28 protein-coding genes are annotated in these 26427 nt (G+C 67.6%); 13 read left to right on the top strand and 15 right to left on the bottom strand.

Translation table 11 applies throughout. From position 1 onward, the window contains the following. Nucleotides 1–81: 81 nt before the first annotated feature. The 7 genes from ACT3HL_RS05855 to ACT3HL_RS05825 form a co-directional block, all read right to left on the bottom strand. Entirely contained in the window at nt 82–1116 is a 1035-nt protein-coding gene (locus ACT3HL_RS05855) for a TSUP family transporter (protein WP_445086179.1), read from the bottom strand. Next, nucleotides 1116–1289 (bottom strand): DUF7512 family protein, encoded by a 174-nt coding sequence (locus ACT3HL_RS05850; RefSeq protein WP_445085876.1) that lies wholly within the window; start codon nt 1287–1289, stop codon nt 1116–1118. Before ACT3HL_RS05850 ends, ACT3HL_RS05855 begins: the two co-directional genes overlap by 1 nt. A gap of 474 nt (nt 1290–1763) precedes the next feature. Next, nucleotides 1764–2939, bottom strand: coding sequence for an inorganic phosphate transporter (locus ACT3HL_RS05845; protein ID WP_445085875.1), 1176 nt, complete (start codon nt 2937–2939; stop codon nt 1764–1766). A gap of 70 nt (nt 2940–3009) precedes the next feature. Beyond that, entirely contained in the window at nt 3010–4203 is a 1194-nt protein-coding gene (locus tag ACT3HL_RS05840) for a rhodanese-like domain-containing protein (protein ID WP_445085874.1), read from the bottom strand. A 226-nt stretch (nt 4204–4429) separates the two neighbouring features. After that, the gene (locus tag ACT3HL_RS05835; protein WP_445085873.1) at nt 4430–5428 is read right to left on the bottom strand and encodes a metal ABC transporter permease; all 999 of its coding nucleotides are present in this window, start codon (nt 5426–5428) and stop codon (nt 4430–4432) included. Then, nucleotides 5425–6258, bottom strand: coding sequence for an ATP-binding cassette domain-containing protein (locus ACT3HL_RS05830; RefSeq protein WP_445085872.1), 834 nt, complete (start codon nt 6256–6258; stop codon nt 5425–5427). Before ACT3HL_RS05830 ends, ACT3HL_RS05835 begins: the two co-directional genes overlap by 4 nt. Then, on the bottom strand, nt 6255–7394 hold the full coding sequence (locus tag ACT3HL_RS05825; RefSeq protein ID WP_445085871.1) for a metal ABC transporter solute-binding protein, Zn/Mn family: 1140 nt from the start codon (nt 7392–7394) through the stop codon (nt 6255–6257). Before ACT3HL_RS05825 ends, ACT3HL_RS05830 begins: the two co-directional genes overlap by 4 nt. A gap of 257 nt (nt 7395–7651) precedes the next feature. Between ACT3HL_RS05825 and eif1A the strand changes: the two genes are divergently transcribed. After that, nucleotides 7652–7936: a translation initiation factor eIF-1A gene (gene eif1A, locus ACT3HL_RS05820; protein WP_445085870.1), complete on the top strand. Its 285-nt coding sequence runs from the start codon at nt 7652–7654 to the stop codon at nt 7934–7936. 139 nt (nt 7937–8075) lie between these two features. Here eif1A and ACT3HL_RS05815 read toward each other — a convergent pair whose 3' ends face one another. Next, entirely contained in the window at nt 8076–8984 is a 909-nt protein-coding gene (locus ACT3HL_RS05815) for an AEC family transporter (protein ID WP_445085869.1), read from the bottom strand. A gap of 162 nt (nt 8985–9146) precedes the next feature. On the opposite strand from ACT3HL_RS05815, the gene ACT3HL_RS05810 reads away from it, so the two are divergent. Together ACT3HL_RS05810 and ACT3HL_RS05805 are read left to right on the top strand one after the other, a co-directional pair. Further along, nucleotides 9147–9893, top strand: a complete 747-nt coding sequence (locus ACT3HL_RS05810; RefSeq protein ID WP_445085868.1) for a hypothetical protein — start codon at nt 9147–9149, stop codon at nt 9891–9893. Between the two features lie 177 nt (nt 9894–10070). Continuing rightward, nucleotides 10071–11297 (top strand): iron-containing alcohol dehydrogenase, encoded by a 1227-nt coding sequence (locus ACT3HL_RS05805; RefSeq protein ID WP_445085867.1) that lies wholly within the window; start codon nt 10071–10073, stop codon nt 11295–11297. Between the two features lie 32 nt (nt 11298–11329). Here the strand turns inward: ACT3HL_RS05805 and ACT3HL_RS05800 are convergent, their stop codons facing one another. Then, nucleotides 11330–11911 carry a hypothetical protein gene (locus ACT3HL_RS05800; protein WP_445085866.1) on the bottom strand — a complete coding sequence of 194 codons (582 nt, stop codon included), beginning with the start codon at nt 11909–11911 and terminating at the stop codon, nt 11330–11332. 194 nt (nt 11912–12105) lie between these two features. Here ACT3HL_RS05800 and ACT3HL_RS05795 point away from each other — a divergent pair, with 194 nt between their 5' ends. Then, the gene (locus tag ACT3HL_RS05795; RefSeq protein WP_445085865.1) at nt 12106–12720 is read left to right on the top strand and encodes an NTP transferase domain-containing protein; all 615 of its coding nucleotides are present in this window, start codon (nt 12106–12108) and stop codon (nt 12718–12720) included. Nucleotides 12721–12775: 55 nt separating this feature from the next. Here ACT3HL_RS05795 and yqeC read toward each other — a convergent pair whose 3' ends face one another. From yqeC to epsC, 4 genes are all read right to left on the bottom strand, one after another. Then, nucleotides 12776–13501 carry a selenium cofactor biosynthesis protein YqeC gene (gene yqeC / locus ACT3HL_RS05790; protein ID WP_445085864.1) on the bottom strand — a complete coding sequence of 242 codons (726 nt, stop codon included), beginning with the start codon at nt 13499–13501 and terminating at the stop codon, nt 12776–12778. Nucleotides 13502–13539: 38 nt separating this feature from the next. Further along, nucleotides 13540–13911 carry a CBS domain-containing protein gene (locus ACT3HL_RS05785; RefSeq protein WP_445085863.1) on the bottom strand — a complete coding sequence of 124 codons (372 nt, stop codon included), beginning with the start codon at nt 13909–13911 and terminating at the stop codon, nt 13540–13542. 113 nt (nt 13912–14024) lie between these two features. Next, nucleotides 14025–15170, bottom strand: coding sequence for an acyl-CoA dehydrogenase family protein (locus ACT3HL_RS05780; protein WP_445085862.1), 1146 nt, complete (start codon nt 15168–15170; stop codon nt 14025–14027). A gap of 207 nt (nt 15171–15377) precedes the next feature. Beyond that, complete coding sequence (gene epsC / locus ACT3HL_RS05775) at nt 15378–16241, bottom strand: serine O-acetyltransferase EpsC (RefSeq protein WP_445085861.1); 864 nt, start codon at nt 16239–16241, stop codon at nt 15378–15380. 267 nt (nt 16242–16508) lie between these two features. Between epsC and ACT3HL_RS05770 the strand changes: the two genes are divergently transcribed. Further along, nucleotides 16509–17087, top strand: a complete 579-nt coding sequence (locus tag ACT3HL_RS05770; protein ID WP_445085860.1) for a DUF1684 domain-containing protein — start codon at nt 16509–16511, stop codon at nt 17085–17087. A gap of 222 nt (nt 17088–17309) precedes the next feature. Here the strand turns inward: ACT3HL_RS05770 and ACT3HL_RS05765 are convergent, their stop codons facing one another. Then, the gene (locus tag ACT3HL_RS05765; RefSeq protein WP_445085859.1) at nt 17310–18338 is read right to left on the bottom strand and encodes a BGTF surface domain-containing protein; all 1029 of its coding nucleotides are present in this window, start codon (nt 18336–18338) and stop codon (nt 17310–17312) included. 268 nt (nt 18339–18606) lie between these two features. Here ACT3HL_RS05765 and ACT3HL_RS05760 point away from each other — a divergent pair, with 268 nt between their 5' ends. From ACT3HL_RS05760 to ACT3HL_RS05730, 7 genes are all read left to right on the top strand, one after another. Continuing rightward, nucleotides 18607–19962, top strand: a complete 1356-nt coding sequence (locus ACT3HL_RS05760) for a S8 family serine peptidase (RefSeq protein ID WP_445085858.1) — start codon at nt 18607–18609, stop codon at nt 19960–19962. A 127-nt stretch (nt 19963–20089) separates the two neighbouring features. Next, a complete protein-coding gene (locus ACT3HL_RS05755) occupies nt 20090–20701 on the top strand; it encodes a helix-turn-helix domain-containing protein (protein WP_445085857.1) in 612 nt (203 codons plus the stop codon). A 126-nt stretch (nt 20702–20827) separates the two neighbouring features. Beyond that, entirely contained in the window at nt 20828–21493 is a 666-nt protein-coding gene (locus ACT3HL_RS05750; RefSeq protein WP_445085856.1) for an SCO family protein, read from the top strand. A gap of 20 nt (nt 21494–21513) precedes the next feature. Further along, on the top strand, nt 21514–22053 hold the full coding sequence (locus ACT3HL_RS05745) for a redoxin family protein (protein ID WP_445086178.1): 540 nt from the start codon (nt 21514–21516) through the stop codon (nt 22051–22053). Then, nucleotides 22050–22703: a cytochrome c biogenesis CcdA family protein gene (locus ACT3HL_RS05740; protein WP_445085855.1), complete on the top strand. Its 654-nt coding sequence runs from the start codon at nt 22050–22052 to the stop codon at nt 22701–22703. The genes ACT3HL_RS05745 and ACT3HL_RS05740 overlap by 4 nt, the downstream gene beginning before the upstream one ends. Before the next feature lie 297 nt (nt 22704–23000). Next, nucleotides 23001–24029, top strand: a complete 1029-nt coding sequence (locus ACT3HL_RS05735; protein ID WP_445085854.1) for a sodium:calcium antiporter — start codon at nt 23001–23003, stop codon at nt 24027–24029. Nucleotides 24030–24182: 153 nt separating this feature from the next. Beyond that, nucleotides 24183–25025, top strand: coding sequence for an SDR family NAD(P)-dependent oxidoreductase (locus ACT3HL_RS05730; RefSeq protein WP_445085853.1), 843 nt, complete (start codon nt 24183–24185; stop codon nt 25023–25025). A gap of 46 nt (nt 25026–25071) precedes the next feature. Here the strand turns inward: ACT3HL_RS05730 and ACT3HL_RS05725 are convergent, their stop codons facing one another. Further along, the gene (locus ACT3HL_RS05725; RefSeq protein ID WP_445085852.1) at nt 25072–25509 is read right to left on the bottom strand and encodes a MaoC/PaaZ C-terminal domain-containing protein; all 438 of its coding nucleotides are present in this window, start codon (nt 25507–25509) and stop codon (nt 25072–25074) included. Between the two features lie 388 nt (nt 25510–25897). Here ACT3HL_RS05725 and ACT3HL_RS05720 point away from each other — a divergent pair, with 388 nt between their 5' ends. Then, nucleotides 25898–26416, top strand: a complete 519-nt coding sequence (locus ACT3HL_RS05720; protein ID WP_445086177.1) for a winged helix-turn-helix domain-containing protein — start codon at nt 25898–25900, stop codon at nt 26414–26416. The last annotated feature ends 11 nt before the right edge of the window (nt 26417–26427 follow it).

Raw genomic sequence — 26427 nt, 5'->3', positions numbered from 1 at the left:
AACGAACGAGAAACGAGACGGGAAACGAGACGGAAACCAGCGAGAAACGAACCAGCGAACGGGAATCGAAGCGCCTCGGCGCTATTCGACGGCCGTCGACCTCCCCGACGACTGGCTCCGCAGTTCGACGAGGCTGCTGTAGACGACCATCCCGCTGACTAGGAGCGCCGACCCGAGGATCAGCACCAAGCTGACCATGTCGAGGACGGGCATATTCAGGTAGTTGCCGACCTCACGCACCGCGACGGCGACCGAGCCGCCGAGGAGCATCAGGCCGAAGTAGACCTTGATCTCGCTCTCGTCGACGATGCTCGTCGCGGCCGATCCGAGTCGAGCGCCGAACGCACTCCCGGCGAGGAGCGGGATCACGATCGAGAGGTCGACGCCGCCGTCCATCGCGTAGAGGAAGCTCCCGATCCCGCCCGAGAAGACGATCTCGAACAGGTCGGTCCCGACGGCGATCGGCACGGGCACCCCGATCAGGTAGAACAGCGCGGGCATCCGGATGAAGCCGCCGCCCACGCCGAGGAACCCCGACAGGAGCCCGGTCGCGAACGCGACGCCGAGGATCATCCACAGCGAGACCTGTATCCCGCCGCGGAGTTCGATCATCGGCGGAACGCGGTAGGACTGGATCTTCTTCGCGATTTCCGGGATGTCGTCGGCGTCGATCTCCGCGTCGGCCTCGGCCTCGTGGTCGACGCCGCCTTCGCCGTCGCCCTTCATCGCCTCGTACGTCACGAAGAGACCGATACCGCCCAGTAGCACCACGTAGGTGACGCTGATGATGCTCCCGGCGAGTCCAAGTTCCTCGAGGTGCAGCACGATCTCCTTGCCGACTTCGATCCCGACGGTGGTCCCGGCGATCATCAACACGCCGAGTTTGTAGTCCACCTGTCCGAGATCGCGGTGTTTCAGCGTCGCGATGACGGACGTCCCGAAGACGAACGCGAGACCGCTCCCGACGGCGACCCGCGAGGGGTACCCCATCACGAGCAGTGCCGGCGTGACGAGGAACGAGCCCCCCATTCCGAAGAATCCGAAGAGGATCCCGATGAGCAGGCCGAATCCGACGAACATCGCCAGGATCGCGGCGCTGACTCCCATTATCTCCATCATTCGCCCAGTTCCACCCCGAGTAGCCGACGGACGGTCGGTTCGAGTGCATTGGTCAGGGCCCCGTACCCGACGTAGAGGATGATCGCCTCTACGAGGACGACTCCGACCAGACTGACCGCTTCAGTCGCTCCCGCACCCGACGCGCCTAACAGTGCTCCGATATCTGCCATCTGTGTGTTCCTTCTGAGGTCTTTGGTTGTGCACCGATCATACTATTCTACTCAGTGCGTCGTACCAGCTTGTGCTTAATAACGCTTTTGGGATTATCGCACAATACTATCTCGGGGTTTCATCGATAAGTTATGAGAAACGCATCCATCGTTATCGGTCGTCGTCGGTGATACCAAGCGGCCGTTTCCGGACGGATTTTAGTCACTCAACCGGTGCCAGAGAGTGTGCGCGCGGCGCAGTGATTCGGTGCGACGATCTAATGAGAGAAGTCGCCGACTGCTGTGGAATTGCTCACCCGAGATCAGACACGTCGGGTATCGCTCCGTCGGATCCGGCCCACAGAACGTGTTGTCGGCCGAGAGGAGTCTGTAGAGCTCCCATAACCGAACACGACCCTCACGGTCGGTGGTCTGTATCGCGTCCGGTGGTCACCGAAACGCCTTCGAGTGGTGGCACGGCGTCCCCCGCGCGAGTCAGAACAGCGCAACCGTCAATGCGTAGGCGAGGGCAAACGCCAGCAGCAGCGAGCCGATCCACGCCCCGATCGTGACGAGTATCTTCCGCGCGTCGACGACGTCGCGGCCGCCGACGGCCGCGCCGCTCCCGACGATGCCGCTGACGACGACCTCGTTGAACGACACGGGGACGCCGAGCAGCACCGCGGTCTGTGCGATGAGAAACGACGGCACCAGCGTCGCGATCGAGCGGCGCGGGCCGAGCGAGGAGTAATCCTGCGAGATCGATTTGATCATCCGCGGCGCGCCGGTCCACGAGCCGACCAGCATCCCGAAGCCGCCGCCGACTAACACGGCGAACGTCGAGACGAGATCGATCTGATCGGCCAGCGGGAGCAGCGGGCCGACCGCGAGACCGACCTGGCTGCCGCCCGCCGAGAACGCGACGAGCGACCCGAGCGCGAGGAGGACCCGTCGGAGCCCGCCCGCTTTGTCGCGTGTGACGTCCCAGTGAACGGCGGCCGCCGTCGCGAGCGCGACGAACGCGGTGGCACCGATAACTGCGAGAGACGCGTCGATCGGGAGCGAGCGCGCCGCTGTGTCGGCGACCGTTCCGGGCTCCCCGTTCGCGCCGAGGCGCGGGAATTCGAGGTTCGTCACCACCGCGCCGACGAGCGCGGCCAACGCCGCGACGCTGTAGCGCTCCGGAACGTCCGCGCGCGGGAGAACGCTCGCGATGGCGTAGGCGATCCCACCGCCGACGAACGGCGTCGCGACCCACACGAGGCCGATCTGTTGGTACTTCGCCCACGCGGGGGCGCCGCCGAGCGCGAGGCCGACGCCGATCACCGCGCCCGTGACGGTGAACGCCGTCGCGATCGGATAGCCCGTGTAGATCCCGATCGCCATCAGGCCGGCGCCGATCAACAGGACGAGAATAACGCCCGTCGCGGGGAGCGTCACGCCCTCGACGAGGCCGCTTCCGACGGCTTTCGACACGTTCGCCCCCTGCGTGACGGCGCCGACGAAACTGAAGACGCCGACGACGAACGCCGCGCGCATCGTCGAGATCGCGTTGGCGCCGACCGCCGGGGCGAACGGCGTCGCGCCGCTCGAGCCGGCGCCGACGACCCACGCCATAAACAGGCTGGCGACGCTCGCGACGCCGAAAAGCAGGAGGACAGTTACGTCCATCGTGTGAGTGGGGAAGGGGTCAGAATGGGGGGAATTGGGAGGGCCAGTTCAGTCGCTCTGGCGAGCGGGATCAGTCACCGGCGAGCGATTCCTGGCTGGCGGCGCAGTTGTTGGGGCCGAGTTCGAGGGTGAACGCCTCCTCGTCGTCGACGGCGTTCTGCCCGAGGTTCGTCGCGATGATGTCCTCGTAGTTCGCCGGCCGCGGCGGCATGTCCGACAGGATCAGTTCCACGAACTCGTCCTCATCCATCGAGAGCGCGTCCATACGCTCCTTCAAGTCACCGATCTGAGCCGTGTACGTGCCGTCGTCGGCGGGTTCGGCCGCGTCGCTGAAGTGCGCGCCGCCGATGAGTGTGTCCTCGGGCAGCGAGAGCACGCGCTCTTGCAGGGACTCATAGAGCATCCGCGCGGCGTCGGGCGCGCCCTCGTCGCCGTCTTCGAGGTCCGGGCGCGCGACGCTCTCGATGAACAGCCCGTCGCCCGTCGCCAGGAGGCTCTCGTCGAGGAGATACGAAGTCATGCCCGTCGTATGGCCCGGCGTGAACACCGTCTCGACGGTCGCCTCGCCCACGGCGAAGGTGTCGCCGTCGCCCGCCGTCGTGAGTTCGTCCGCGTACGTGACCCCGCGGTCGACCGCGGCCGCGGGAATGACCCCCTCGACGCCTTCAGCATCCAGATCCCGGACGCCCGAGATGTGGTCCGCGTGGATGTGCGTGTCGAACGCGTACGTCAACTCAACGCTGAGGTCCGCGGCGTCGTCGAGGTAGCGGTCGGTGAACGCGCGCAGGGGGTCGACGACGGCGGCCTCGTCGCCGTCGACGAGCAGGTAGCCCAGACAGCCCGAGGAGGGCCGCTGGTACTGGTAGAGGTCGCCCGCGCCCTCGTACTCGGAGACGGCCACGCGCTCGTAGATGCGCGCCCAGCCGTTCATCCCGTCTTCGAGGTGGACCACGTCGTACCCGCGGTCTTTGAGCGTGCCCGCGACGAACTCGCTGGCGCCGCCCTTTGCGCAGAGAACGGTCACTTCGCGGTCCGTGGGGATCTGCTCGAGGACGTCCGCGTCGATGTCGTCCTCGAGGAACTCGAAGTAGGGGACGTTGATCGAAGTGACGTTCTCGGCGTCGATGTGCCACTCGTCGTACTCGGAACTCATCCGGGCGTCGAGGACGGTGACGTCCTCGCCGCCGTCGATCTGCGCCTTCAGCGTCTCCGGGGCGACCGCCTCGACGGTCGCGTCCGGAGTCGGGAAGTCTTCGGGATTCATGTCGTGCAACTCTGCGTACTGGGTAGACGAACAAAAAGGTTTGTATAATAATCCACCAACTGCACAATATAGATTCGCCGGGAGAACCGCGTTATCAGTGGAGAACTACAGAACATCTTCTCAAAAGTCCTTAATATGGCCGATAAAACACTCTCGGACGGTTATGATCGAGATGTGCGAGACAGTTACTTCAGAATCTCTTGTCGGAGTTTGCACGTTGTGTGCTCTACTCTCCCGTGTCGATACGCGTTACCTCCTGCATCGGATCCTCGCCGATGGCGTCCTGTACCTTCCCGAATGCGACGGCCACGACGTAGATACCGACGGCGACGAGCACGATCATCGGCCCGCCGGTCGCGCCGCCGTAGTAGGCGAACCCGATGCCGAGGAGGACCGCGATCTCTGCGAGCGCCATCGATACGAAGATGGACTCCGTGAAGCTCCGAGCGACCTGCGTCGCGGCGGCGACGGGCACGACGAGCATCGCGGCGACGAGGATCACGCCCATGATCTGCATCGCGCCGACGACGACGAGCGCGGTGAGCATCACCATCACCCGATTGTACCAGTGTACCGACAGCCCCGAGACGGCCGCGGCGGTCTCATCGAACGTCACGTAGAGGAGTTGGTTCCGGGTGAGCGCGACCGTCGCGACGATCACCCCGAACAGCGCGAGGAGGATCGCGGCGTTTCCGGGCGAGACCGTCGAGAGGTTGCCGAACAGGTACTGGTCGATCCCGACCGAGAGCCCGCCGGCGTTGATGCTGATGAGCGTCGAGCCGAGCGCGAACCCCGTCGAGAGGACGATCGCCATCGAGACGTCGTTGTAGGCGTCGGTCGTCTCGGAGATGAGCTCGATCAGGAGCGCGGCGATCACGGCGACGACGACGGCCGTCAGGTACGGCGAGACGCCGAGGTCGATGACTGCGTTGAGAAACAGCCCGACCGCGACGCCGGCGAACGCCGTGTGCGCGAGCGCGTCGCCGATGAGCGCGAGCTGGCGGTGGACGAGGAACGTCCCGACGAGCGGGGCGAGAATCCCGATGCAGAGCCCGACGAGGATCGCTCTGTGCATGAATCGATACGTCGGCTGGATCATCTCGAGACCCGTCAGGTGATACGCCTGCGTCAACAGCCAGTACCAGAGTTCGAGCACCCAATACAGCGGCGCGAGAAGCGGATCCAGCGGGCCCGCCTGCAGCAACAGAACACCGGCCGTGGTCACGGCTGATCACCCGCGCGCCTGGCGGCGGTACCGAAGGCGCGTGCTAAGGCGTCGCTCTCGACGAACGCCGCCGTCGGGCCGTCGAAGTAGATCTCGCGGTTGAGACAGACGACGCGCTCGGCGTGTTCGGTGACCGCGCCGAGGTCGTGTTCGATGAGGAGGATCGTGATCCCCGAGTCGTTCAGCGCCTCCAACAGGTCGTAGAACGCGTCGACCGATTCGGCGTCGACGCCGACAGTCGGCTCGTCGAGGACGAGCAGCTCGGCCTCGCCCGCGAGCGCACGGGCGATGAACGCTCGCTGCCGCTGGCCGCCGGAGAGCTGCGTCACGCGCCGCTCGGCGAAGGCGCTCATTCCGACCGTCTCGATCGCCTCGTCGACGATCGCCCAGTCCGCCGCGGAGAGCCGACCGAAGCCGACGTGCGGGAACCGCCCCATCTTCACCACCTCGCGGACGGTGATCGGCATCTCCTTCGACGCGCTGGCGTGCTGTGCGACGTAGCCGATCCGCGAGCCGTCGTCGAACCGGTGCGCCGGCTCATCGAACAGTCGGGCCTCGCCGGCATCCGGCCGGACGAGCCCGAGAAGCAGCCTCATCAGCGTCGACTTCCCCGAGCCGTTGGGGCCGACGATCGCGACGTACTCGCCGGGATCAATCCGGACGGAGACGCCCTCGATGACCGGGGCGGCCGTGTACCCGAACTCGACGTCGAGGAGTTCGACGACTGCGCTATCCGCGTCCGGAGGATGGTCTCGTTCCGAGAGGCCGCTCGGGCGCTCGCTCTCACCCGAGGTTCGTTCCACGCTCGACAGCCGTTCCGCGTCGCTCATTCGAAGTTCCTCCACTCCTCGGCCCACCCGTCGGGACCGACCGCTTCGGGGGGTTCGTTCCCGAGCACGACCTCGAACGTCGGCATATTGATGTTGTACGCGATCTCCTCGTAGCCCCAGCCCTCCGCGACCCACTCCTCGCGGACGCCCGCGTAGGGAGTGACGGGGAAGTACGCCTCGACGGCGGTCTCCCGGATCAGCTGCTGTGCCGGCCGCCGCGTCTCGAACACCGCCGCGGCGATGTACCTGATGTCGTGCTCGTCGATGACGTCCTTGGCGTCGGTGATGTCGGAGGGTTTGATGTCGTCGCTCGCGGCCAAGTTCGTGACCAACGGGCGCATCTGGACGTCGTAGGCGACGCCGAGGTACTGAAAAGCGTTGTGCGCGGCCAGTTGCACGACGTCGCGCTCGGCGGCGTCGAATATCGACCGGTAGTCGGCGTCGATCCGGTCGAGGACGTCGCCGCGGTAGGCCGCCGCGTTCGCTCGGAGGGTCGATTCGTGCCGCGGCGCGAGCGCGACGAGCCCGTCTGTGATGTTGTCGACGGACTGCTTCGCCCGCTGCGGATCGAGCCAGAAGTGGGGGTCCTTCGCGCGGTCTGCGCCGACGCCCTCCTCGTCGCGATCGAGGCTGGCGGCGAGATCGACGAGTTCGATGCCCGCGCGGGCGTCGATCAGCTCGGTGTCGATCTCGTCGCCTTGGATCGTCGCGATCGCCCGGTCCGCCCACGGCTGGAAGTCCTCGCCGACGTGGATGAACGCGTCGGCGTCGATGATCTCCCGAGTGATCTGGGCGTTCGGTTCCCAGCCGTGACCGTGCAGCCCCGTCGGGACGAGGTTGCGGACCTCGATCGGCGTCTCGCGGGCGACCGTGCGGGCGAAGTCGTAGAAACTGAAAAACGAGGCGACGACGACCGGACCGTCCGCGGTGTCGTCACCGCCGGCCGACGTGGTCTGTCCCGCGTTTTCGCCGCCGCTTCCGCCGTATCCAGTCTCGCCACCGTCGTTTCCGTACCCTCCGTCCCCGCCGCGAGCCGCACAGCCGGCGAGAGCGCCGGCAAGAGCGCTCGATCCGGCCAAGATCGCCCGCCTTCGGGAGAGAGTCGGTCGTCCAGTCGCCTGTCCCGTCTCGTCCATAACTGTTTGAGTATGTGCTCACCTAATACATTATACTTTCGTCTCTAAACTAATATTTAGACTAGTCAAAACCAATGCTGTTGTGGGGAGTTCGAACAGATACGAGCGTATGGGAGCGGATACGAACGGATGAGGAACGGATAAGGAACGGATGAGGGACGGATACGAACGTATGAGATTCGATCACTCAGTCACGAGTTGTCTGTGGGCAGCCACCAGAACCAATCATTTATCAGTCCTCCCGACGTATCTGACCTGTGACTGAAGAAACTGGGCGTCGGAACCTTCGAATGCCCAACGACGAGGAGCTGTTCGCCGTGGTGACCGAACACAACGGTGGCAACCACGTTCGCGTCCGCTGCAACGACGGTAAAAACCGAATGGGGCGCATCCCCGGTCGGATGAAGTACCGCACATGGATCAACGAGGGCGACGTCGTTCTCGTCGAACCGTGGGACTGGCAGGACGAGAAAGCGAACATCGAGTGGCGCTACTCCGAGCAGGACGCAGAGCAGCTCCGCGAAGAAGGCCACATCGAGTAATTTCGCTCGGTTGTGCGAGCGGTCAGTACGGCTGTACGGTCGGAGCGACGATCTCCGCTATTCTCGGCTGGAGAGTGACGACAATAAGCAAGTGGCTACGCCGCGGCGCCACGACGCGGTTCGCTACGAGGCGGTTCGGTTAGCCGACCGCGCGGATGAGGACGAACAGCGTGCCGGCCGAGACGAGCGTCGTGAGAAACACGTTCAGGGAGGCGAACTCCTCGTCGCCGCCGAGCTCGTGTGCGAACACGTACGTCGACACCGCGGTCGGCGTTCCGAGCATCACGATCGCGGCCGTGAACGTCGCGGCGTCGACGGCCAGCAGCGAGAACGTGAGCCACCCGAGGGCGGGCATCAAGACGATTTTTAGCGCGACGACCGAACCGCTCGCGCCGATATCGACGCTCGGGAGGTCGATTTGTAACGACGCCCCGACGCACAGGAGCGCAATCGGCAGCGCCGCCGCACCGAGTACCTCGAAGCCGCGCGCGGCCGCATCCGGCACGGGAAGCCCCAGTGATCCGATCGTGAGGCCGGCCACGAGCGCCAGTAACACGGGGTTGCGAGCGAGTCGACCGATCTCTGTTCGCGCGTCGGCGTCCGCCTCGTTGATCGCGGTGAGAACGACGACGGTGAGCGGCACCTGCGTCAGCGAGACGACGCCGAGGACGACGCTCGCGACCGCGGTCACGTGGTCGTCGAACGTCGCCGCCACGAGCGGCAGCCCGAGGTAGCCGAGGTTCGAGTGATACGATTGGATGATGGCGACGCTCCGGCGGCGGCGCTCCGACCGGCGCCTGTGGAGCAGCCACGCGACGCCGGCCGTCGCCAACACCACCGAGGGGAGCCCGATCAGGAGCACTGGCGTGAGCAGTTCGTCGATCGCTCGGTCGTACGTCGAAACGAAGATGAGCGCCGGCAGCGCGGCGTAGTACGCGACGTCGTTGAGGCGCTGTGTCCGCCGCGCGTCGAGCACGCCCGAGAACCGCAGCCCGGTCCCGACGAAGAGGAGCGCGAGCAACCCGAGGAGCCGGGCCAGGACCTCCATACCGCCTCGGTGTCGACGCCGGGACTTACGCGGTTCGACTCGCGGCCGCGCGGGGGTCGGAACGCGGTCGGCGGTGAACTTTTAGTCGCGGGCCACAGCACCGAACGGTGTGAGCGTACGCATGAATGCGCGACTACGCAACCGGGGTGTCGAGTCGGGACCGTGACGGGAGAGACGAACGACGGGTCGTCCGACCCCGCGAGGGAGGCCGAAGATCCGCGAACCGTCGGCGACCCGTCCGACCGGCAGGCGCTCGCGACACGGCTCGCCGAACGGGCCGAGGACGATCCCGACGCGATCACCGGAGACGAGATGGGCTCGGTCGTCGACATCTTGACCACCGCAGACGTGGACGCTGACACACGGGTCGCCGCGGCAGAGGCGATACAGCACCTCCGCGATCGCCCGGCGCTTTTCGAGCCGTTCGTCGACGACCTGCTCGGGGTCGCCGAGGCGTACCCCGACGGCGTCGAGGGCATCCCCGCGCCGATCGAGTGGATGGGAGATCCGGACCTCAGAGCGGTCGTGTACGTCGCCGACTCGCTCGCACGGGTCGCACAGGAGCGCCCGGAGCTCTTCGTCCCCCGCGTGGATCGGCTGCGCCAAGTCCTCGACGGCGACCGCAACGCGCCGCGGTACCTCCTGTTCGCCGTCGGCTACGCCGAGGCGGCCGCTCCCGGGTCGGTGTCGCGACAGTGGCTGCTCGATGAGCTCACCGGGCTGCTGGACCGCGGGCGAGGCAACGGCTATCCGTCGTGGGCAGCGGACACACTCGGAGCGCTCGGCGAACCCGACGCGCTTTCCGCGCTCCGCGCGGCCCATCCCGGCGAGTCGGGGGACGAAGCGACGCGGCAGGCCTTCGACGACGCGATCGCGGAACTCGAAGCGACGCGGGACGCCGGGAGGTAGGACGCCACCGCGGGACGCCGGGAGGTAGGTCGCCACCGCGGGACGCCAAGAAGGAGGACGCCACTGTGGGACGCCAAGAAGGAGGACGCCGACAAGTCAGGATGCGACACGTCGGGACGCCGACGCGGGACGTCAGGACGGGTAGTACTTTCACCGCGCCGCGCGTACGGGCGGACAATGAGCGCTACCGAGGGGTTTCGGTTCGACTTCCACCCCGGAACGATCACCGTTGGAGCCGGCTGTGTCGCCGGCCTCGGCGCGGAGCTCGATCGCCGCGGATACGACCGAGCGATGCTCGTGGCCGGCCGGACCGTCGGCACGACGCCGGCGGTCGTCGATCCGATTCGCGAGGGGCTGGGCGACCGCCTGGTCGCGGAGTTCCCGGAGACGACGTCAGCGAAGACACTGGGGGCGGCGCTCGCCGGGGCCCGGCTCGCCGACGAGCGAGACGTCGACGTCGTCGTCGCCGTCGGCGGCGGGAGCAGCCTCGATACGGCGAAAGTCCTCTGTGCCGTGGCCGCCCACGGCGATGAGCGCGAGTCGGTGGCTCGCCGCGCCGTCGACACGGGCGAACTGCCGGTCGCGAGCGGCGCCGATCCGCTCCCGCTCGTGGGCGTGCCCACGACGCTCGCCGGCGCGGACCTGTCGGACATCGCCGGCGTGACGCTCACGCTGGAGCGCGACGTGTCGGGGCACGCCTCGGACGTCCCGAGCGGCGGCGTGGGCGACCCCCGACTGATGCCCGAGGCGCTGTGTTACGACCCCGACCTGTACCGGACGACGCCCGCGTCGGTCCTCGCCGCGTCGGCGATGAACGGCTTCGACAAGGGAATCGAGATGCTCTACTCTCCGCACGCGACGCCGATCACCGACGGCACGGCCGCGCGGGGGGTTCGGCTCCTCCGGTCCGGGCTCGGAACGGTGACCGAGTCGCCGATGGACGAATCGCGGCTCGTGGACGTCCTCTCGGGGATCGTCTGCGTCCAGTACGGCCTCGCCGGCGCGGACGCCTACCGGGCGTCGATCATCCACGCGTTCGGACACGGTTTCTCGCACGGCTACGACGTCCACCAAGGAACGGTCCACGGCGTCGTCGCCCCCCACGTCCTCGAGTACGTCTTCGGCGCAGTCGACGGTCGCCGGGACCTGCTCGCTGAAGCGCTCGGCGTCGAGACCGACGGGCGGACCGCGGCCGCGGTGGCCGAGGGGGTCGTCGGCGCCGTCGCGGACGTCCGCGACGAGCTCGGCCTCCCGCGCTGCCTCCGAGAGATCGACGGCGTCGAACGGGACCACTTCCCGTCGATCGCCGAGGCGATCCGCGCGGACGACCTCCTCGACGCCGCGCCGGCGGGCGTCGATCCGAGCGTCGCGGAGATCGTCGATATCCTCGAACGCGCGTGGTGAGCCCTCGCGCGTAGTCGCCACCGAGTGCGTCGCTACGGATCGAGGTCCGCCGCCTCGAAGGCGTCGGCGAGCCGCGAGGCCGGCGGCACGGCCCGCCGAAACGCCTCGGAGTCGATCTCGACGTCGTCGTTCACAGAGAGGAAGCCGAGGGTCCCCGTCGACGCCGCTTCGAGGTTCACGAGGAAGGCGACCTTGCGGACGGCCGGGACGCCGTCGACGGACAGTTCCGGGTCGATCGAGCCGTAGAGCCGCCGGTTCTCGAAGACGTGCTCGACGCAGTTCGGCGTCGGCGCGAAGAGCAAGAGCAGGTGGAGGGCGGGGCCGTCGCGGCCGAGTCGCGGCCGGAGGGCGTGCGCGTCGTCCTCGTAGAAGTACCGCTCCATCCGACGGTACTGCCGGAGGATCTCGTTGGCCCCCGAGGCCACCCTGACGGCGGGGTCGGCCTTCAGTTCCGCGAGATAGTCGACGCGCTCTGGGGGCCTCGTTCTGACGTAGACGTCGGCGACGCCCCGGTTTCCGTAGTGGTCGTAGGGCTCTTCGAGTCGGACCTCCGGGCGCTCGTACGCCGCCTCGAAGTGCTCTACCACCGCCGACGCCAGTTCGTCCTCCCGCATCGTCTGTGAGGACTCCCGGCCGGGATAAATACTGACTGGTGTGGGGGACTACTGACTGGTGTGGGGGACTACTGACTGGTGTGGGGGACCGCTGACTGCTGTGGGAACTGACCGCACCCGAGCACTGACTGCGTCGCGGCGGCCGCGGTCGGGCCGCTCGTCAGATTCATCACCGTCTCGCGACAATCGGGCGTATGCGCGCAGGCCTCATCATCGCGGGCGGGCGGTCGACCCGCTTCGGCGACCGCGACAAGGCGGTCGCCGAACTCGCCGGGACGCCGATGATCCGGCGCGTCGCGGACCGGCTCGCGGCGGTCGTCGACGAACTCGTGATCAACTGCCGCGGAGACCAGGTCGACGACATCGACGCGGCGCTCTCCACGGGCGCGTTCGACCCGACGTTCGCCGTCGACCGCCGCTCCGACGAGGGTCCGATGGCCGGTATCGCGCGCGGCCTCGAAGCGGTCACCGCCGAGTACGCCGCCGCGGTCGCCTGCGATATGCCGTTCGTCGACCCCCGGTTCATCGATCACCTCTTCGAGCGCGCCGCGGGCCGGGACGCCGCCGTTCCGCGCCCCGAGGAGTGGTACCAGACGACGCAGGCGGTCTTCCGGGCCGAACCGATGGCCGCCGCCTGTCGGCGCGCGCTCGACGCCGGCGAGCGACGGATCGTCGTCCCGCTCTCGGAACTCGACACCGTCGTCGTCGATCGCGAGGAGATCGAGCGCGTCTCCTCGCTCGACACGTTCGAGAACGTCAACACGCGAGAGGAATTCGAGGCGGCCGACGAGCGACTCCGCGCCCAGTGAGGGAAAAGAGCCGTTCGTTCGCGTCATAACCACGACGTCGACGCGCTCAGACCGCTCACACGACGTCGACGACGGGGTCGTCCGCGCGCATCTCCGCGAGCACGACCCGAGGCACGTCGACCCGGTCGCGGATCTCGGCGGCGACCTCCCGAGCGGTCGATTCGAGGTCGTCGTCGTCGACCATATTGAGGAGCGGTATCGTCGTCGCCGCCGCCGGCACGTCCTTTCTCCCACCCCGCTCGCTCGCGAGAACCGCCGCGACGTCCCGGGGGCGAATCTCCTCGCCGGGCGCGAGCCCGGTCAGCGCCGACACCTCCTCGACGCGGTGGACGAGATCGTCAGACAGTGGCCGACCGACGGCGTGGACGCTCGCGATCGAAACGACCGTGTCCGCCGTCTGCGGCAGCCGGGGCTCGTGGTCCGACGGGGCTTTGAACCGTCGCATCCGCGCCCCGTCGGCCTTGACGAGCACCGGCGCGTCGAGCTCCGAGAGCCGGTCGACGACCGCGGGGTCATATCCGCGGTAGCGGTCCGCTCGCTCCCGCTCCGGGACGACACCGAGCGGCCAGTCGGCGTCGCCCGCGGATCCGACCGCCGCGACGGGGTCGTCCGCGACGACGACACGACCGACCCACTCGTCGAAGATGGGGATCCGGACGGTCGTGGTCACGACCGCTCGATCGAGCCGCGAGGCGAGCGCCGCCAGCGTCGTTTTCTTGCCGCCCGCGCCGACGACGCAGGTCGTCCCCCGGTCGGCTTCGAGCGCGTCGACGAGATCCATACGGGAACGAACGGCCGCAGGGAGTTTAATCGTCCGCTTCAGGACAGCTGTGCGGTGATGTCGGTCGAGGAGACCATCCCGACGAAGTCGTCGTCGACGACCGGGAGGTGGCTGATGCCGAAGTTCTCCATCATCGCCGCGGCCTCCGAGAGCCGCAGGTCCGGCGGGACCGTCTCGACGGACTCGGTCATCACGTCCGCCACCGTCGTTTCGGCCGGATCGAGCTCGCGGGCGACCGCGTCGAGCACGTCGGTGCTCGTGACAATCCCCGTCTCGGTCGCCGGAACGAGGAGCGCGTTGATGTCCTCTTCGCGCATCCGCTTGGCCGCCGAAACGAGGGTCGCATCCGGTGAAATCGTCACGAGCGGCGTCGACATTACGTCTCTGACACGCGTCTGATCGTTCGTCATAGGCGTCCCGACGCGGTCGAGCGGCTTCGTCTTTTCGTCATCGGTGAGTCACCGACCCGGCGCGGAGGTCGTCGCCCGATACGCAGACGGGCCCGCCCGCGGTTCCGGCAGGCTCAGGAAAGCAGCTCTCTGGCGATGATGTTCTTCTGGATCTCCGTGGTCCCCTCGTAGATCTGGGTGATCTTCGCGTCGCGGTAGAATCGCTCGACGTCGAAGTCGTCGACGTACCCCGAGCCGCCCAGTATCTGGACCGCTTCCTGGGTCGTCTCCACGGCGACGCGGGAGCCGTACTCTTTCGCCATCGAGGCGAGTTTCGTCGAGTCCTCGTGGTCGTTCTCGACGGCCCACGCGGCTTTGCGGGTGAGTTGGCGGGCCGCCTCGATGTCCGTGAACATCTCCGCGAACTTGTGCTGGATCGACTGGAAGTCGCTGATCGGCTGGCCGAACTGCTCGCGTTCCAGTGCGTACTCCCTCGCGCGTTCGGCCGCGCCGCGGGCGATGCCGACGCCCTGGCTTGCGACGATGATTCGCGTCTCGTCGAAGAACCGCATCTGCTGGTAGAACCCCTCGCCGCGGGTCCCAACGAGGTTCTCCTCGGGGACGCGGACGTCGTCGAGGACGAGTTCGGCGGTGTCGCTGGCTCGCACACCCATCTTGCCGGTGATCTTGTCGGCCTTGAAGCCGTCTCGGTCCGCCTCGACGATGATCTGTGAGAACCCCGCGTGGCGGCTCTCCGCGTCCGGATCGGTCTTACAGAGGACGACGAAGTAGTCGCCGACGGTGCCGTTCGTGATCCACATCTTGTTGCCGTTGATCACCCACTCGTCGCCGTCTTTCTCCGCGCGGGTGGCGACCGAGGAGACGTCGGATCCGGCCTGCGGCTCGGAGATCGCCGCGCCCATAATCGTCTCGCCCTCGGTGATCGGCGGGAGGTATTTCTCCCGCTGCTCCTCGGTGCCGAATTCGAGGAGGACCTCGCTACCGAAGTCCGTCGACGTGATACACAGCGCGATGCCGGGATCGTGCGAGAACAGCTCCTCGGTGATCAACGACAGCTCGACGGGAGAGGCGTCGACGCCGCCGTACTCGAAGGGGAACTGCGCGCCCAAGAGACCGAGTTCCGCGGACTGTTCGACCACCTCTCGGGGGTACTTCTCCTCGCGGTCGTACTCGCTCGCGACGGGACGGATCTCGTTCTCCCCGAACTTCCGTATCTCGTTGAGCATCGTCTGCTGCGCTGACGGTATCTCGAAGTCCATAGTCCGAGATTCAGATTGGGATTACCTAAGTTTATGGAATATCGCCGACGAGTGCGGCGGCGACCGCGAGGCTCCGAACGCGAGCGGCCGTCGAGAGTCGTACACGGGTGCGGCGTCGTACGGCTCATACTGTTTATTCTCACTGTTTCCCGGTGAATGCCCGCCCCGTTGACGGCGCTCACCGAGAAGAGACGAGAACAATCAGTGTCAATCGTAGCGCTTGCGCTCTTGGGTCGGGTGGTTCTTGATGTACACCTTCGTGTGGTCCGGGACGTCCTCGGTGATCCACGAGTTCGCGCCGATACTGACGTGGTCTCCGACCGTGACCGCGCCGAGCACTTTCGTCCCCGCGCCGATGACGACGTGGTCTCCGATGTCCGGGTGTCGCTTGTATCCCTTCTTCAGCGCGTGCTCGTCGCCCTCCTCCTCCTCGAAGTGGAGCGCGCCGAGGGTGACGTCCTGATAGAGGCGGACCCACTCGCCGACGGTCGCCGTCTCCCCGATCACGACGCTCGTGCCGTGGTCGATGAAGAAGTACTCGCCGATCTCGGCGCCGGGGTGGATGTCGATTCCCGTCTGCGTCTTCGCGTACTCGGTCAGCTCCCGGGCGTACTCTCCCGCCCCCATATCGTAGAGGACGTGCGCGACGCGCTGGATCGCGATCGCCAGAAAGCCGGGGTACGACCGAATGATCTCCATATACGTCTTCGCCGCCGGGTCGCCCTTGTACGCGGCCTCGACGTCCCGCTTGAGGAGGTCTCGTACCCGGGGGAGGCTGTCGATCACGGCCCCGACGGTCTCGTCCGGCCGGCTCTCCGAGTACGGGCAGATCCCGGCTTTGAACAGGCTGCCGAGCTCGTCGAGGCGATCGAGCACCGCCAGTTCGTCGCGGACGAGGTCGGGCGCGTTCCAACAGGTCGGAAAGAACAGCTCCTGTAGCAGCGTGGCCTCCTCGCGGCGGTGCTCCCGGTCGGGGAAACACGCCGTCACGCTGGTCGGAAACGGCTCCTCGTCGTCCTGATACGAGGCGAACAGTCGTTCGTGGGCGTCGCCGGCGTATCGATACTCCATAGGCGACCTACAGGTCAGGAACGTATTATTGTAGCGCTTGTCGGAATTGCCGCCGGTTCCGCACGCGCGTGCCCGATGACGACAGATCGAGACGACCGCCGGTTCGCGGCGGGACGCTCGTCGCGGCCACCGGAACAGACGGCCGCGGCGTTCGTGCGCTCGACGGCGCCGACCGCACAAGTGTTATTGGCCGCAGTACACAATCTCGAGCCACACCGCAACTGCGGGTATCGAGACGATGACCGGACTGCAGTTCACCTCTCACCGATGACCTCCCAATCCGACGACTCAGACTGGCGGCGGGCGATCGAACGGAACCGAAAGCGGAAGGAGCGGTACTTCCGGGAGAACCAGCGCTCCCCGATTCCGCCCGCGACGCGCGGGGAGTCGTTCCCCGGACTCGACTACTACGACGTCGATCCCGACTACCGGTTCGTGCTCGAACTCGAACCGTACGACGACCCCGAGACGGTCACCGTAGAGACGACCGCCGACGGCGAACAGACCTACCGGCGCGTCGGTCGGTTCCGATTCGAGGTCGGCGAAACGGACGTGTCGCTCGACGCGTTCGAGCCGGCGGACGGGAGCGACCGGCTGTGGGTCCCCTTCCGAGACGCCACGAGCGGGGACGAGACGTACGGCGCGGGGCGGTACGTCGACCTCGACCCCGAGGAGGACCGCCGCGACGACGGCGCGTGGCTGCTGGATCTCAACCGGGCGTACAACCCGACCTGCGCGTACAATCCGGCGTACGAGTGCCCGCTCGTTCCGGCCTCGAACTGGCTCGACGTGCCGATCGAAGCCGGCGAGCGCGACTTCCCGGCCGACGCGCACGCCCACGAGTAGCACCGGAACCGTCTCCCACCACCGAGCCGAGATTCGGCCCCGACTCGGATATCTCGGCACGAGTTTATATACGATGACGGGGCCAGCGCCCGTGTGACGTAACACCTGCCCCGCGTCGGGCCGCGGTTGTCCGGCACGTCGACGCGGGCACTGCGGGCCGAAACGTGGTCGGGGGCATCGGGACCGACCGCGACAGACGGTATGCCGGCTGCCAGCCGCGACTCAGTCCTTGAGCAACAGCGCCGCCAAGGCCGCGCCGCCGACGAGGAAGACGCCGCTGACGACGCCGCCGATCGCGAGTGAGCCTAATCCACCGTCGCTCGCTCCAGTGCCGGATCCGGCGGGTGTCGTTCCCGTTCCGGTTTCGGTGACCGTCCGGGTGTTGGCCGTCTGAATGACAAGGCTCCCGACGTCCACGGGAGCGCCGCTCCGCTCGTCGCCGGCGTACAGCGAGACGTCGTAGTCGGCCGGATCGAGCATCGCGTCGAGCGACGTCTCCGCCTCGACGCGGACGCTGTCGCCGCCGGAGACACTGAGCGGGTCGTCCCCGCGGCCGGCGATCGAGGTGTCGACGTAGAGCACCGCCTCGCCGTCGCCGTCGTCGTCGCGGACGACCGCCTCGAGTTCGTAGTTCGACGTGCTCTCGTTGCCGATGACGACGACCGCGGCGTCGGTGCCGTCGTCGTCTCCGCCGCCCTCGAAGGCGATCGGGATCGCCGCGACGCCGCCGCGGTCGACGAGGAAGATGTTCTCGCCGAACGCGACGGGCGCGGTCGATTCGTCGGTCCGCGTCGGCGTCGGCGTCTGTTCGGGAATCGGCGTCGGCGTGCCGCTCGGGGTCGCATCGGCGCAGTCTCCGCCGCAGGCGACGACCTCGCCCTCCGCGTTCGCTTCCGCGGAGCCGTTCTCCGTCCGCGCCCTCAGCGTGAACGTGTCGCCGGCCGACTGCGACGAGAAGTCGAACGAGGCCGCCCACGTCCCGTTCTCGGTCACGACGCCGGTCGCCGTCTTGAGGAACACCGGCTCGGTATCGCCCGCCGAGCGCACGCGAAGGACGATCTCGGTTCCGACCCGTGCGTCGGCCGTGCCGCGCACGACCTGCGAGGATCCGTTAGCGACGGTGACGCGCTCTCCGTCGTAGTCGATATCGACACTCTGATCAGCCGCAGCCGGGGTCGCGAGAACCGCCGGCGCCAGCGCCGCCGTCAGGACGGCAGCGGCGAGCAGCAGCCGGGAGAGGCGGCTACGCATCCGTCACCTCCCGGGAGCGATCCCGAGCGGGACCGCTTACCACTCGGGTTCGAGTACGCTCGTTCGCTCGCGACGGCCCGCGTCGACGTCTGCATCTGGAGGGCATACACGTCAGAGAACGGACGGGGCCGACTAAGAACACCCGAATGCTTCGAGAGCGATTTACGCTATTCCCCGGCGGCGTCGGCGAACGGTCACGCCGCGGCCGTTCGCCCGCCGAAGCGCGCTTCCGAGGGATTCAAGCGGTGCGGCGAAGTACCCGCCAGACGTGACACCCGGTCGACGTGATCGCGCCGAGTTCCGAATCAGCCGGCGTCGAGCGCTCGCCATCGGCGGTACGGCGGCCGTGAGCGTCGTTTCTACGAGCGGGGTCCCGAAAATCGGCGGTTCGACCCCGACCAGAGACGCCGACCGGACTGCAGACGGGACAGAGCCGATCAGTCGCGTCCACGAGGCCGGAATCACCGGGGACGGCGTTCGGACCGCCGTCATCGATCCGACTGGTTTCGACCCGAGCCACACCGCGCTCGACGGCGCTATCGAGGATATCAGACAGTTCGGCCCCGAGGCCGCGGTCGTCGACGGGACCAGTCACGGGACCGCGGCCGCGGCGTCCGTGGTCCGGCTCGCGCCCGACGCGCGCCTGTCTCTCGCCTCGTTCCAGCGGACCGACGGGTTCCTCGCGGCCATCGAGTGGGCTCGACGCGGGGGCGCCGACGTGATTCTCGCTCCCGTCGCGGCGCACGGGACCGCCGCGACGCCTCGATCGGACGTGTTCGAGTCAGTACGCCGCGCCGTCGAGGCAGGCTGCGCCTTCGTCAGCCCGACCGGAAACGCCGCGCTCGGGCACTGGGAGGGGCCGCGCGCCGCTCTCGTCGGTGATAGCCCGGGCACGCGACGGCGGCTCCGAGTCCGGCCGCTCCCGGGATCGGACGCAGTCGCGGGCCGGCTCGTCGCGTGGCTGGTCGCCGACCCCGCGATCGAGACCGAACTGACGCTCGCACTCTTGCGCGCGGTCGATTCGGGCAGCCGCTGGAACCTCGTCGCGCTCTCGCAGTCGGTCGACTCCCGCGTCGGACAGCGGCTGGTGGCGGATCTCGCCGACGACGAGTACGCGCTCGTCGTCAGGCCCGCCGGGCGCGGGTCCCCGGGGCAGGGTCCGATTGGGGGACGAAACGGAGCCGACGACACCCGCCGCGTGGAGGTGGTGACACCCACTCACGCGCTCTCACCGTCGCGCTCGCTCGGCAGTATCGCCGCGCCGGCGACCGTTCCCGGCGTCGTCGGCGTCGGCGTCACTGCCCCGCCCGACGGGGACAGTCCGGGCGCCGTCGCTCCGTACAGCGGTCGCGGCCCGACACCGCGGGGCGACGTCGGCGTCGACGTCGTCGCTCCGCCCTCCCCGTGGGTCGGGGACGGCGAGCCCGGCACCTCCGCCGCCGCGGCGCGAACCGCCGGAGCGGCCGCGCTCGTCCTCGATGCGGCCCCGAGGCTCGGCCCCGAGGGTGTCGCCGAAGTCCTGCGGGCGTCCGCCGGCGACGTCGGCCGACCGGGTCGCGACCTCGCGAGCGGGTCGGGACGGCTCGACGTGGTCGCCGCGGTACAGCGCGCACGCGCTCGCTAGTCGGCGATGAGCGTCGCTCCGGTCAGATGTGAGCGTCGCCCTGGTTAGGTGGGGCGTCGCCCCGATCAAATGGCCGTTTAAGTTACGCACACATTGAAAGGACCGGTGCACGTACTGTGGGACAACGATGTCCTCCCCCATCGCTCGACTCGGGAACCGGACGCGAGCGCCCGATTCGACCCCGGCGGTCGTTGCGGTCGCCGACGAGGACGCGGGCGAACTGGTCGACGCGCTGGGTTCCGAGACCGCGCGACAGCTCTGCGGCGCGCTGCACGAGGAGCCTGCCCCGCCCTCCGAGCTGGCTCGGGAGCTCGACACCTCCGTCCAGAACGTCCACTACCACCTCTCGAAGCTCCAGTCCGCCGGCGTCGTCGAGTCGGTGGGGACGCGCCTCTCGGAGAAGGGCAACGAAATGACCGTCTACGGCCCGGCGGCCGATCCGATCGTGTTCGTTGGCGCGTCGGAACCCGACCGACGCGAGGGCCTTATGCGGTCCCTCAGCGACTGGGCCGGCGGCGTGGCAGTCCTCGCGCTCACGAGCCTCGCGGTGCAGGCCGGGGCCGAACGGCTCCTCGGCGGTCCCGACTCGTCGCTGTCGCTCTTCGAGCCCGCGAGCCTCGGGGTCGCGGACGGAAGCCTCGTCCGCGGCGTGCTCTTACTCGCGGAACCGGGACTGCTCTTCTTTCTCGGGGGGCTCGCAGTCTTCGTCGGTGTCGCGCTCAGCGGTAGGACCCGCTGAGGGTCTTCTCGGGCAGTGCCGGTCGGGCCCGCACAGCCGACGTTCGGGCCATCACGATGGTTTCTCATCGGTCGGGAACCGACCGCGCACCTTATGATCGTGTGATGCCGATTCTGTGGTACTCGTATGCAGCGACGGACTTACCTCCGCGGGGCGGCGGCGGCGGGCGCGCTCACGACGGCCGGCTGTCTCGGATTCGGTGATTCGAACCCCGACGTTGCGCTCGCCGAACCGGACCGCGAACACGCGAGCGAGGACCTCCCGTACCCCGCGTGGGGACAGCGGGTGCCGGACGCGACGCTCCCGAACGCGATCGACGGCGGGGAGGTATCGACCCGCTCGGTCGGGAAACCGGCGGTATATACGTTCTTTTACAGCCACTGTAACACCGTCTGCCCGGTCCTGATCCAGTCGATGCGGAACGTCCAGACGCACTCGATCGAGGAGGGGTACGCCGACGACGTCGCGTTCTTCCCCGTGACCTTCGACCCCGAGCGCGACGACGCGGAGCGCCTGCAGACGTACGCAGAGGAGATGAACGTCGCGCTCGACGCCGGCAACTGGGACTTCCTCCGGCCCGAGTCCAGAGAGCGGGCGAAGGCCGTCGTCCAAGGGGAGTTCGGCGTCACCTTCGAGCGATCCCACCCCGAAGACATGGATATGTACATGTTCATCCACTCGGCGCTCACGTACCTCGTGAACGCCGATGGGTACGTAGAACGGGCCTATCGGACCGATTCCCCGGACCCAGAGCGGCTCATCGACGACCTCGCGACTGTCAGAGGCCAGTGACTTCAGAGCCAAACGGCGGACTGAACCGTCGACAACTGCTCACCGCGCTCGGCGGCGTCGGTCTCACCGGGGGAAGCGTACTGGCGCTCCGCGGTGACGTCCCGGGGCTGTCGGTCGGAGATTCGACCGGGCTCCCGCACCGCGTCCGGACGATCGACGCCCGCGGGTCGGACGCGGGCGAGGTCGCGGTCCCGCGCTCGGAGACGCCGACGCTGATCGATCTGTTCGCCACGTGGTGTGCGCCCTGTAAAGAGCAGATGGAGGCGCTCTCGACGGTCTACGAGGCGTACGGCGACCGCGTCGCGTTCGTCTCGATCACGAACGAGCGCCTCGGCGGCACGCTCACCGCCGGCGACATTCGGTCGTGGTGGCGTCGTCACCACGGCGAGTGGACCGTCGGCCTCGACCCCGAGAGCGATGTGATGGCCGCGCTCGGTGCGAGCGAGATTCCCTACCACGCCATCGCGGACGCGTCGGGAGCGATTCGCTGGCAACACGCGGGACTCACGAAGGCGGAGACGCTTCGGACGGAGCTCGACCGGGTGTTGGCGGAGTCGTGATTTCGGCTGCCTTCCTCGGAACCGTCGGATGGGCCGCCGGTGCGGGGGTCACGACGTTCTTCGCGCCGTGTGCGTTTCCGCTCCTGCCGGGCTACGTCGGGTATTACATCAAGGAGAACGACGACACGCCGGGGCTCGTCTCCGGGGTCGTCGCCGCCCTCGGCGCGCTCGTCGCCCTCGGCGGGATCGCCGTGTTGGCGTTCGCCGTCGGGCAGCGGCTCACCTCGATACTGCCCCTCTTCGAGCCGATCGTCGGCGGCGCACTGGTGGTCTTCGGCCTGTTGGTGCTCTCGGGGTGGTCGGCGCCGACGCTTCCGCTCCCGCGGCGCCCGGAGTCGCTTCTCGGATTCGGGCTCTTCGGGGCGGTGTACGCCCTCGCGGCCGCGGGCTGTGTCGTCCCGCTGTTTCTCGGCGTCGTTGCGCAGGCGTCGGCGCTACCGCCCGAACGCGGGCTCGCCGTCCTCGGTGCCTACGCTGGAGCCGTCGCGGTGCCGCTGATCGGTGTGACGCTGCTCTCCGATGCGGGGATGACCACGTGGCGGTCACTGGGCGCGTACGCCGGGCGTGTGAAGCAGGCCGCCGGCGTCCTTCTCGTGGCGGCGGGAGTCGGACAGCTCTACCTCTCGGTCGTCGTGCTCGACGTCCTGTGAGGGCTCTGAGCCCATACGGACCGCGCTGGACCGGGGGGACGGGGAGCTGGCGTGGATCGGATTTCTCGTCCGGGCGACGGCGCGGTCGACGAACGCCGCGACCGGATGACGGTGTCAGGCGTCGCGGTCGACGGGCGCGACCGAGGCCTCGCAGTCGCTGCCCCGACGGGATCGACTTCCGGATCCGTCCGTCCACAGAGTCTCGAGAGTCGGGCTACTGATCGAGGCGGTCCAACCGGCTGACCGCCGTGTTAACCGATACGTTCAGGTCCCCGTCCGCGAAACGTTGTCGACGATATGGCAGTATTCGGATTGCTCCCGCACACGCCGGTCGTCGACGTCGGCGTCGTCCTCGCTGCGACCGGGGCTATCTGGCTCGGCAGCGGGTGGCTCGAACGGGCCGCCGAACAGCTCTCGTCGTACTACGGGCTGCCGGCGGTCGTCCAGGGATCGATCGTCGTCGCGGTGGGATCGAGCTTTCCGGAGCTATCGAGCGTGGTCTTCGCCGCGCTCGCCGGCGTCTTCGATATGGGTGTCGGAGCCATCGTCGGCTCTGCCATCTTCAACGTTCTCGCGATTCCCGCCCTGTCGGGGCTCGTCGCCGACGACACGCTGGAGACGAACCGGGCCGTCGTCTACAAGGAAGCCCAGTTCTACATGATCGCGGTCTCCGCGCTCGTCATCACGTTCGCGCTCGCCGTCATTTACTTCCCCACCGACGGGGGGGCGCTGTCCGGGGTGATCACCCGGCCGCTCGCGCTGCTCCCGCTCGCTCTCTACGGCCTCTATCTCTTCATCCAGTGGCAGGACGTGAGCGACCACGACGCCGCCGCCGACGCGGACGACACGCCGATCGGTCGCCGCTGGCTGATGCTCGGCGCCAGCCTGCTCGTCATTCTGGTGGCGGTCGAGCAGCTGGTCGGGAGCGTCGAGTCGCTCTCGGGCGCGTTCGGGATCCCCGAGTTCCTCGCCGGCGTGACTATCCTCGCCGCCGCGACGAGTCTGCCCGACCTCCTCGTGAGCGTTCGCGCCGCCCGCGACGGACGGAGCGTCACGAGCCTCGGCAACGTCCTCGGATCGAACACGTTCGACCTGCTCGTGGCGATCCCGATCGGCGTCCTCATCGTCGGCAGCGTCGTGATCGATTTCGCCACCGCGGTCCCGATGTTCGGCGTGCTCACGCTCGCGACCGTCTTACTCTTCGCGGTGCTCCGCACTGACCTGCGTCTCACGTCCGCGGAGTCGGCGTTTTTGCTCGTCAGCTATCTGCTCTTCGTCTCGTGGGTCGTCGCCGAGACGGTCGGCGTCGTGAGCGTGATCAGGTGAGGGCGCCTCTGAGGACCCCGGGGAACTCGCCTTGCGCACCTGTCGCTCGTCGAACCGTCGGGGGCGCAGTCGAATCCAATGAGATAAGGGCGCGCACGGGGACTGTCGACACATCCGCCCTCACACTGGGGGTAGCGACGCTGATTCAACACCATGGACGGAACTGTGCACATCGTCACCGGCGGCACCGGCGGACTGGGCGGCGCGACGGCGCGCGAACTGGCGGACAACGGCGCGACGGTCGTGATCAACGACCTGCCGGCGAAGGACTCGGAGGCCGCGTCCCTCGCGCGTGAGATCCGAGAAGGCGGCGGGACGGCCGCGACGAACCTCGGGGACGTCACCGACGTCGCGTACGCGGAATCGCTGGTCGATTCGGTCGTCGACGAGCACGGGCGGCTCGACAGCGTCGTCAACTACGCCGGGGTGATCCGGGACGGCTACCTCACGGATATGAGCGAGGACGAGTGGCAACAGGTCACAGACGTCCACCTCCGCGGCCACTTCGGTCTCCTGCGTAGCGCCGCGACCCACTGGCAGCGGAACGCCGAGGACCGAACTGGCGAGAGGGCGTTCGTCTGCGTGACGAGTCCGGCCGCGCTCGGAAACGTCGGCCAGGCCAACTACGCCACCGCGAAGGCCGGAGTCCTCGGGCTCACGCGGACGGCGGCGGCCGAACTCGATCAGTTCGGCGTCCGCGTCAACGCGCTGTTACCCATCGCGTACACGGCGATGACGGAGTCGTTTCTCGACCCCGAGGAGTACCCGCCCGAGAAGGTCGCGCCCGTCGCGGCGTTCCTCGCGAGCGAGAAATCCGCGGGCGTCTCCGGCTGTACGGTCCGGGCCGCCGGCGACAGCGTCGGCCTGCTGTCGAACCCGGAACTGGAGCGCGTCGCGTTCAACGACGGCGGCTGGGAGGTCGACGACCTCGAAGCCGAGATCGAGTCCGTCTTCGGCGACGCGGAAAACCGGTCCCGAACGAACCCGCAGCGGTAAGGGATCTCAAACGAGCCCGCAGCGGGAGAGACGACAGTCGACCGAATCAGGCGTCGCGATAGCCGAACAGCATCGCCGCGTCCATCGTCACGACGGTCGATCCCGAATCGGTGTGCACGCGGAGTCGGGTTCGGACGCGACCGAACCGGTCCTTCCACGGGTCCTTCTCGACGATTTCGGCGGTCACAGAGAGCGTATCGCCGGGGCGGACCGGCTCGATCCACCGGAGGTCGTCGACGGCGGAGCCGCCGACGAAGTCGGTTCCGGCGGTGAAGTGCTCGGTCAGCATCCGCATCGTCAGGGCCGTCGTGTGCCACCCGCTCGCGATCAAGCCGCCGTATATACTGTCTTCGGCGGCCTCGGGATCGGTGTGATAGGGCTGCGGGTCGAACTGCTCACCGAACTCGACGATCTCGCGTTCGGTGACCGTGTGGCTCCCGAACGTCCGCGACTCGCCCACCTCGAAATCCTCGTAGTAACGCATCTGTGTGGTCCACGGGCGTTTACAATAAATAACGTTCTGCGAAAATTATTTACCAGACAATCTGAGTATACCGTATATGAGTTTCCGACCCTCGCTATTATGCCGATGGTTCCGTACCACCGTTCGACACCCCATTCGTCGCCGCATACCGGCGGCGGGAGCGCGGGTCGCTCGACCGCACCGGGGGGTCGCGGCGCCCGACGTGAGCACGGCGCCCTCGGGCGCCGGTGATGTGGGGGCAGACGAACGTCGGAAGTCGAACCGCGTTCGGGGACGTCGGTAAATGGACGATTCGTCTACGGGCCACATCGACGACGACAGTGTCGCTGCGGCGCTCTTTGCGACCGAAACACTCTCGGAGGCGGCCGAGTTGAGTACTGAACAACTAATGAGCGAGAAAACCCCGGATTGGGACTTCAAACCCCGCGACGTCATTATCCTTCGAGAGCTGGCACGCGACCCCCAGCGGTCCGCACGCGAGCTCACCGACGTTCTGGCCGAGGAGTACGACATCGACGTGAGTCACGTGACCGTGAGTAAGGCGATCCGGAACATGCGGAAAGAGGGGGTCTTCCGGGAGGCGCTCATCCCCCACGAGTCGTATTTCGTCTTCGCGCTGATGGAGTTCAAGTTCAACCCCGAGCACTTCGCAGAGCACTGGCGGGAGGCGATGGAGCACATCCGGGACAGTCGGTACTCCATCTTCTACTTCCTCGCGGACGGCGAGTACCAGTGGAAAGCCGTGATGATGTTCCCGAGCCAAGAGGCCGAGTCCCGGTGGCTCCATCAGTTCTACAAAGAACACGGCAAAGCCGTCAACAACGTCCGCAGTTCGACGATGACGAACGTCCTGAAGTTCGGCACGACGCCGGGCCTGTTCGATCACCTCGATTCCGAGGGGGAGTAGGGCGGATCGAA

It is taken from the genome of Halobellus sp. GM3 (assembly GCF_052545375.1).
This window is presented reverse-complemented; position numbering and strand designations above follow the sequence as displayed.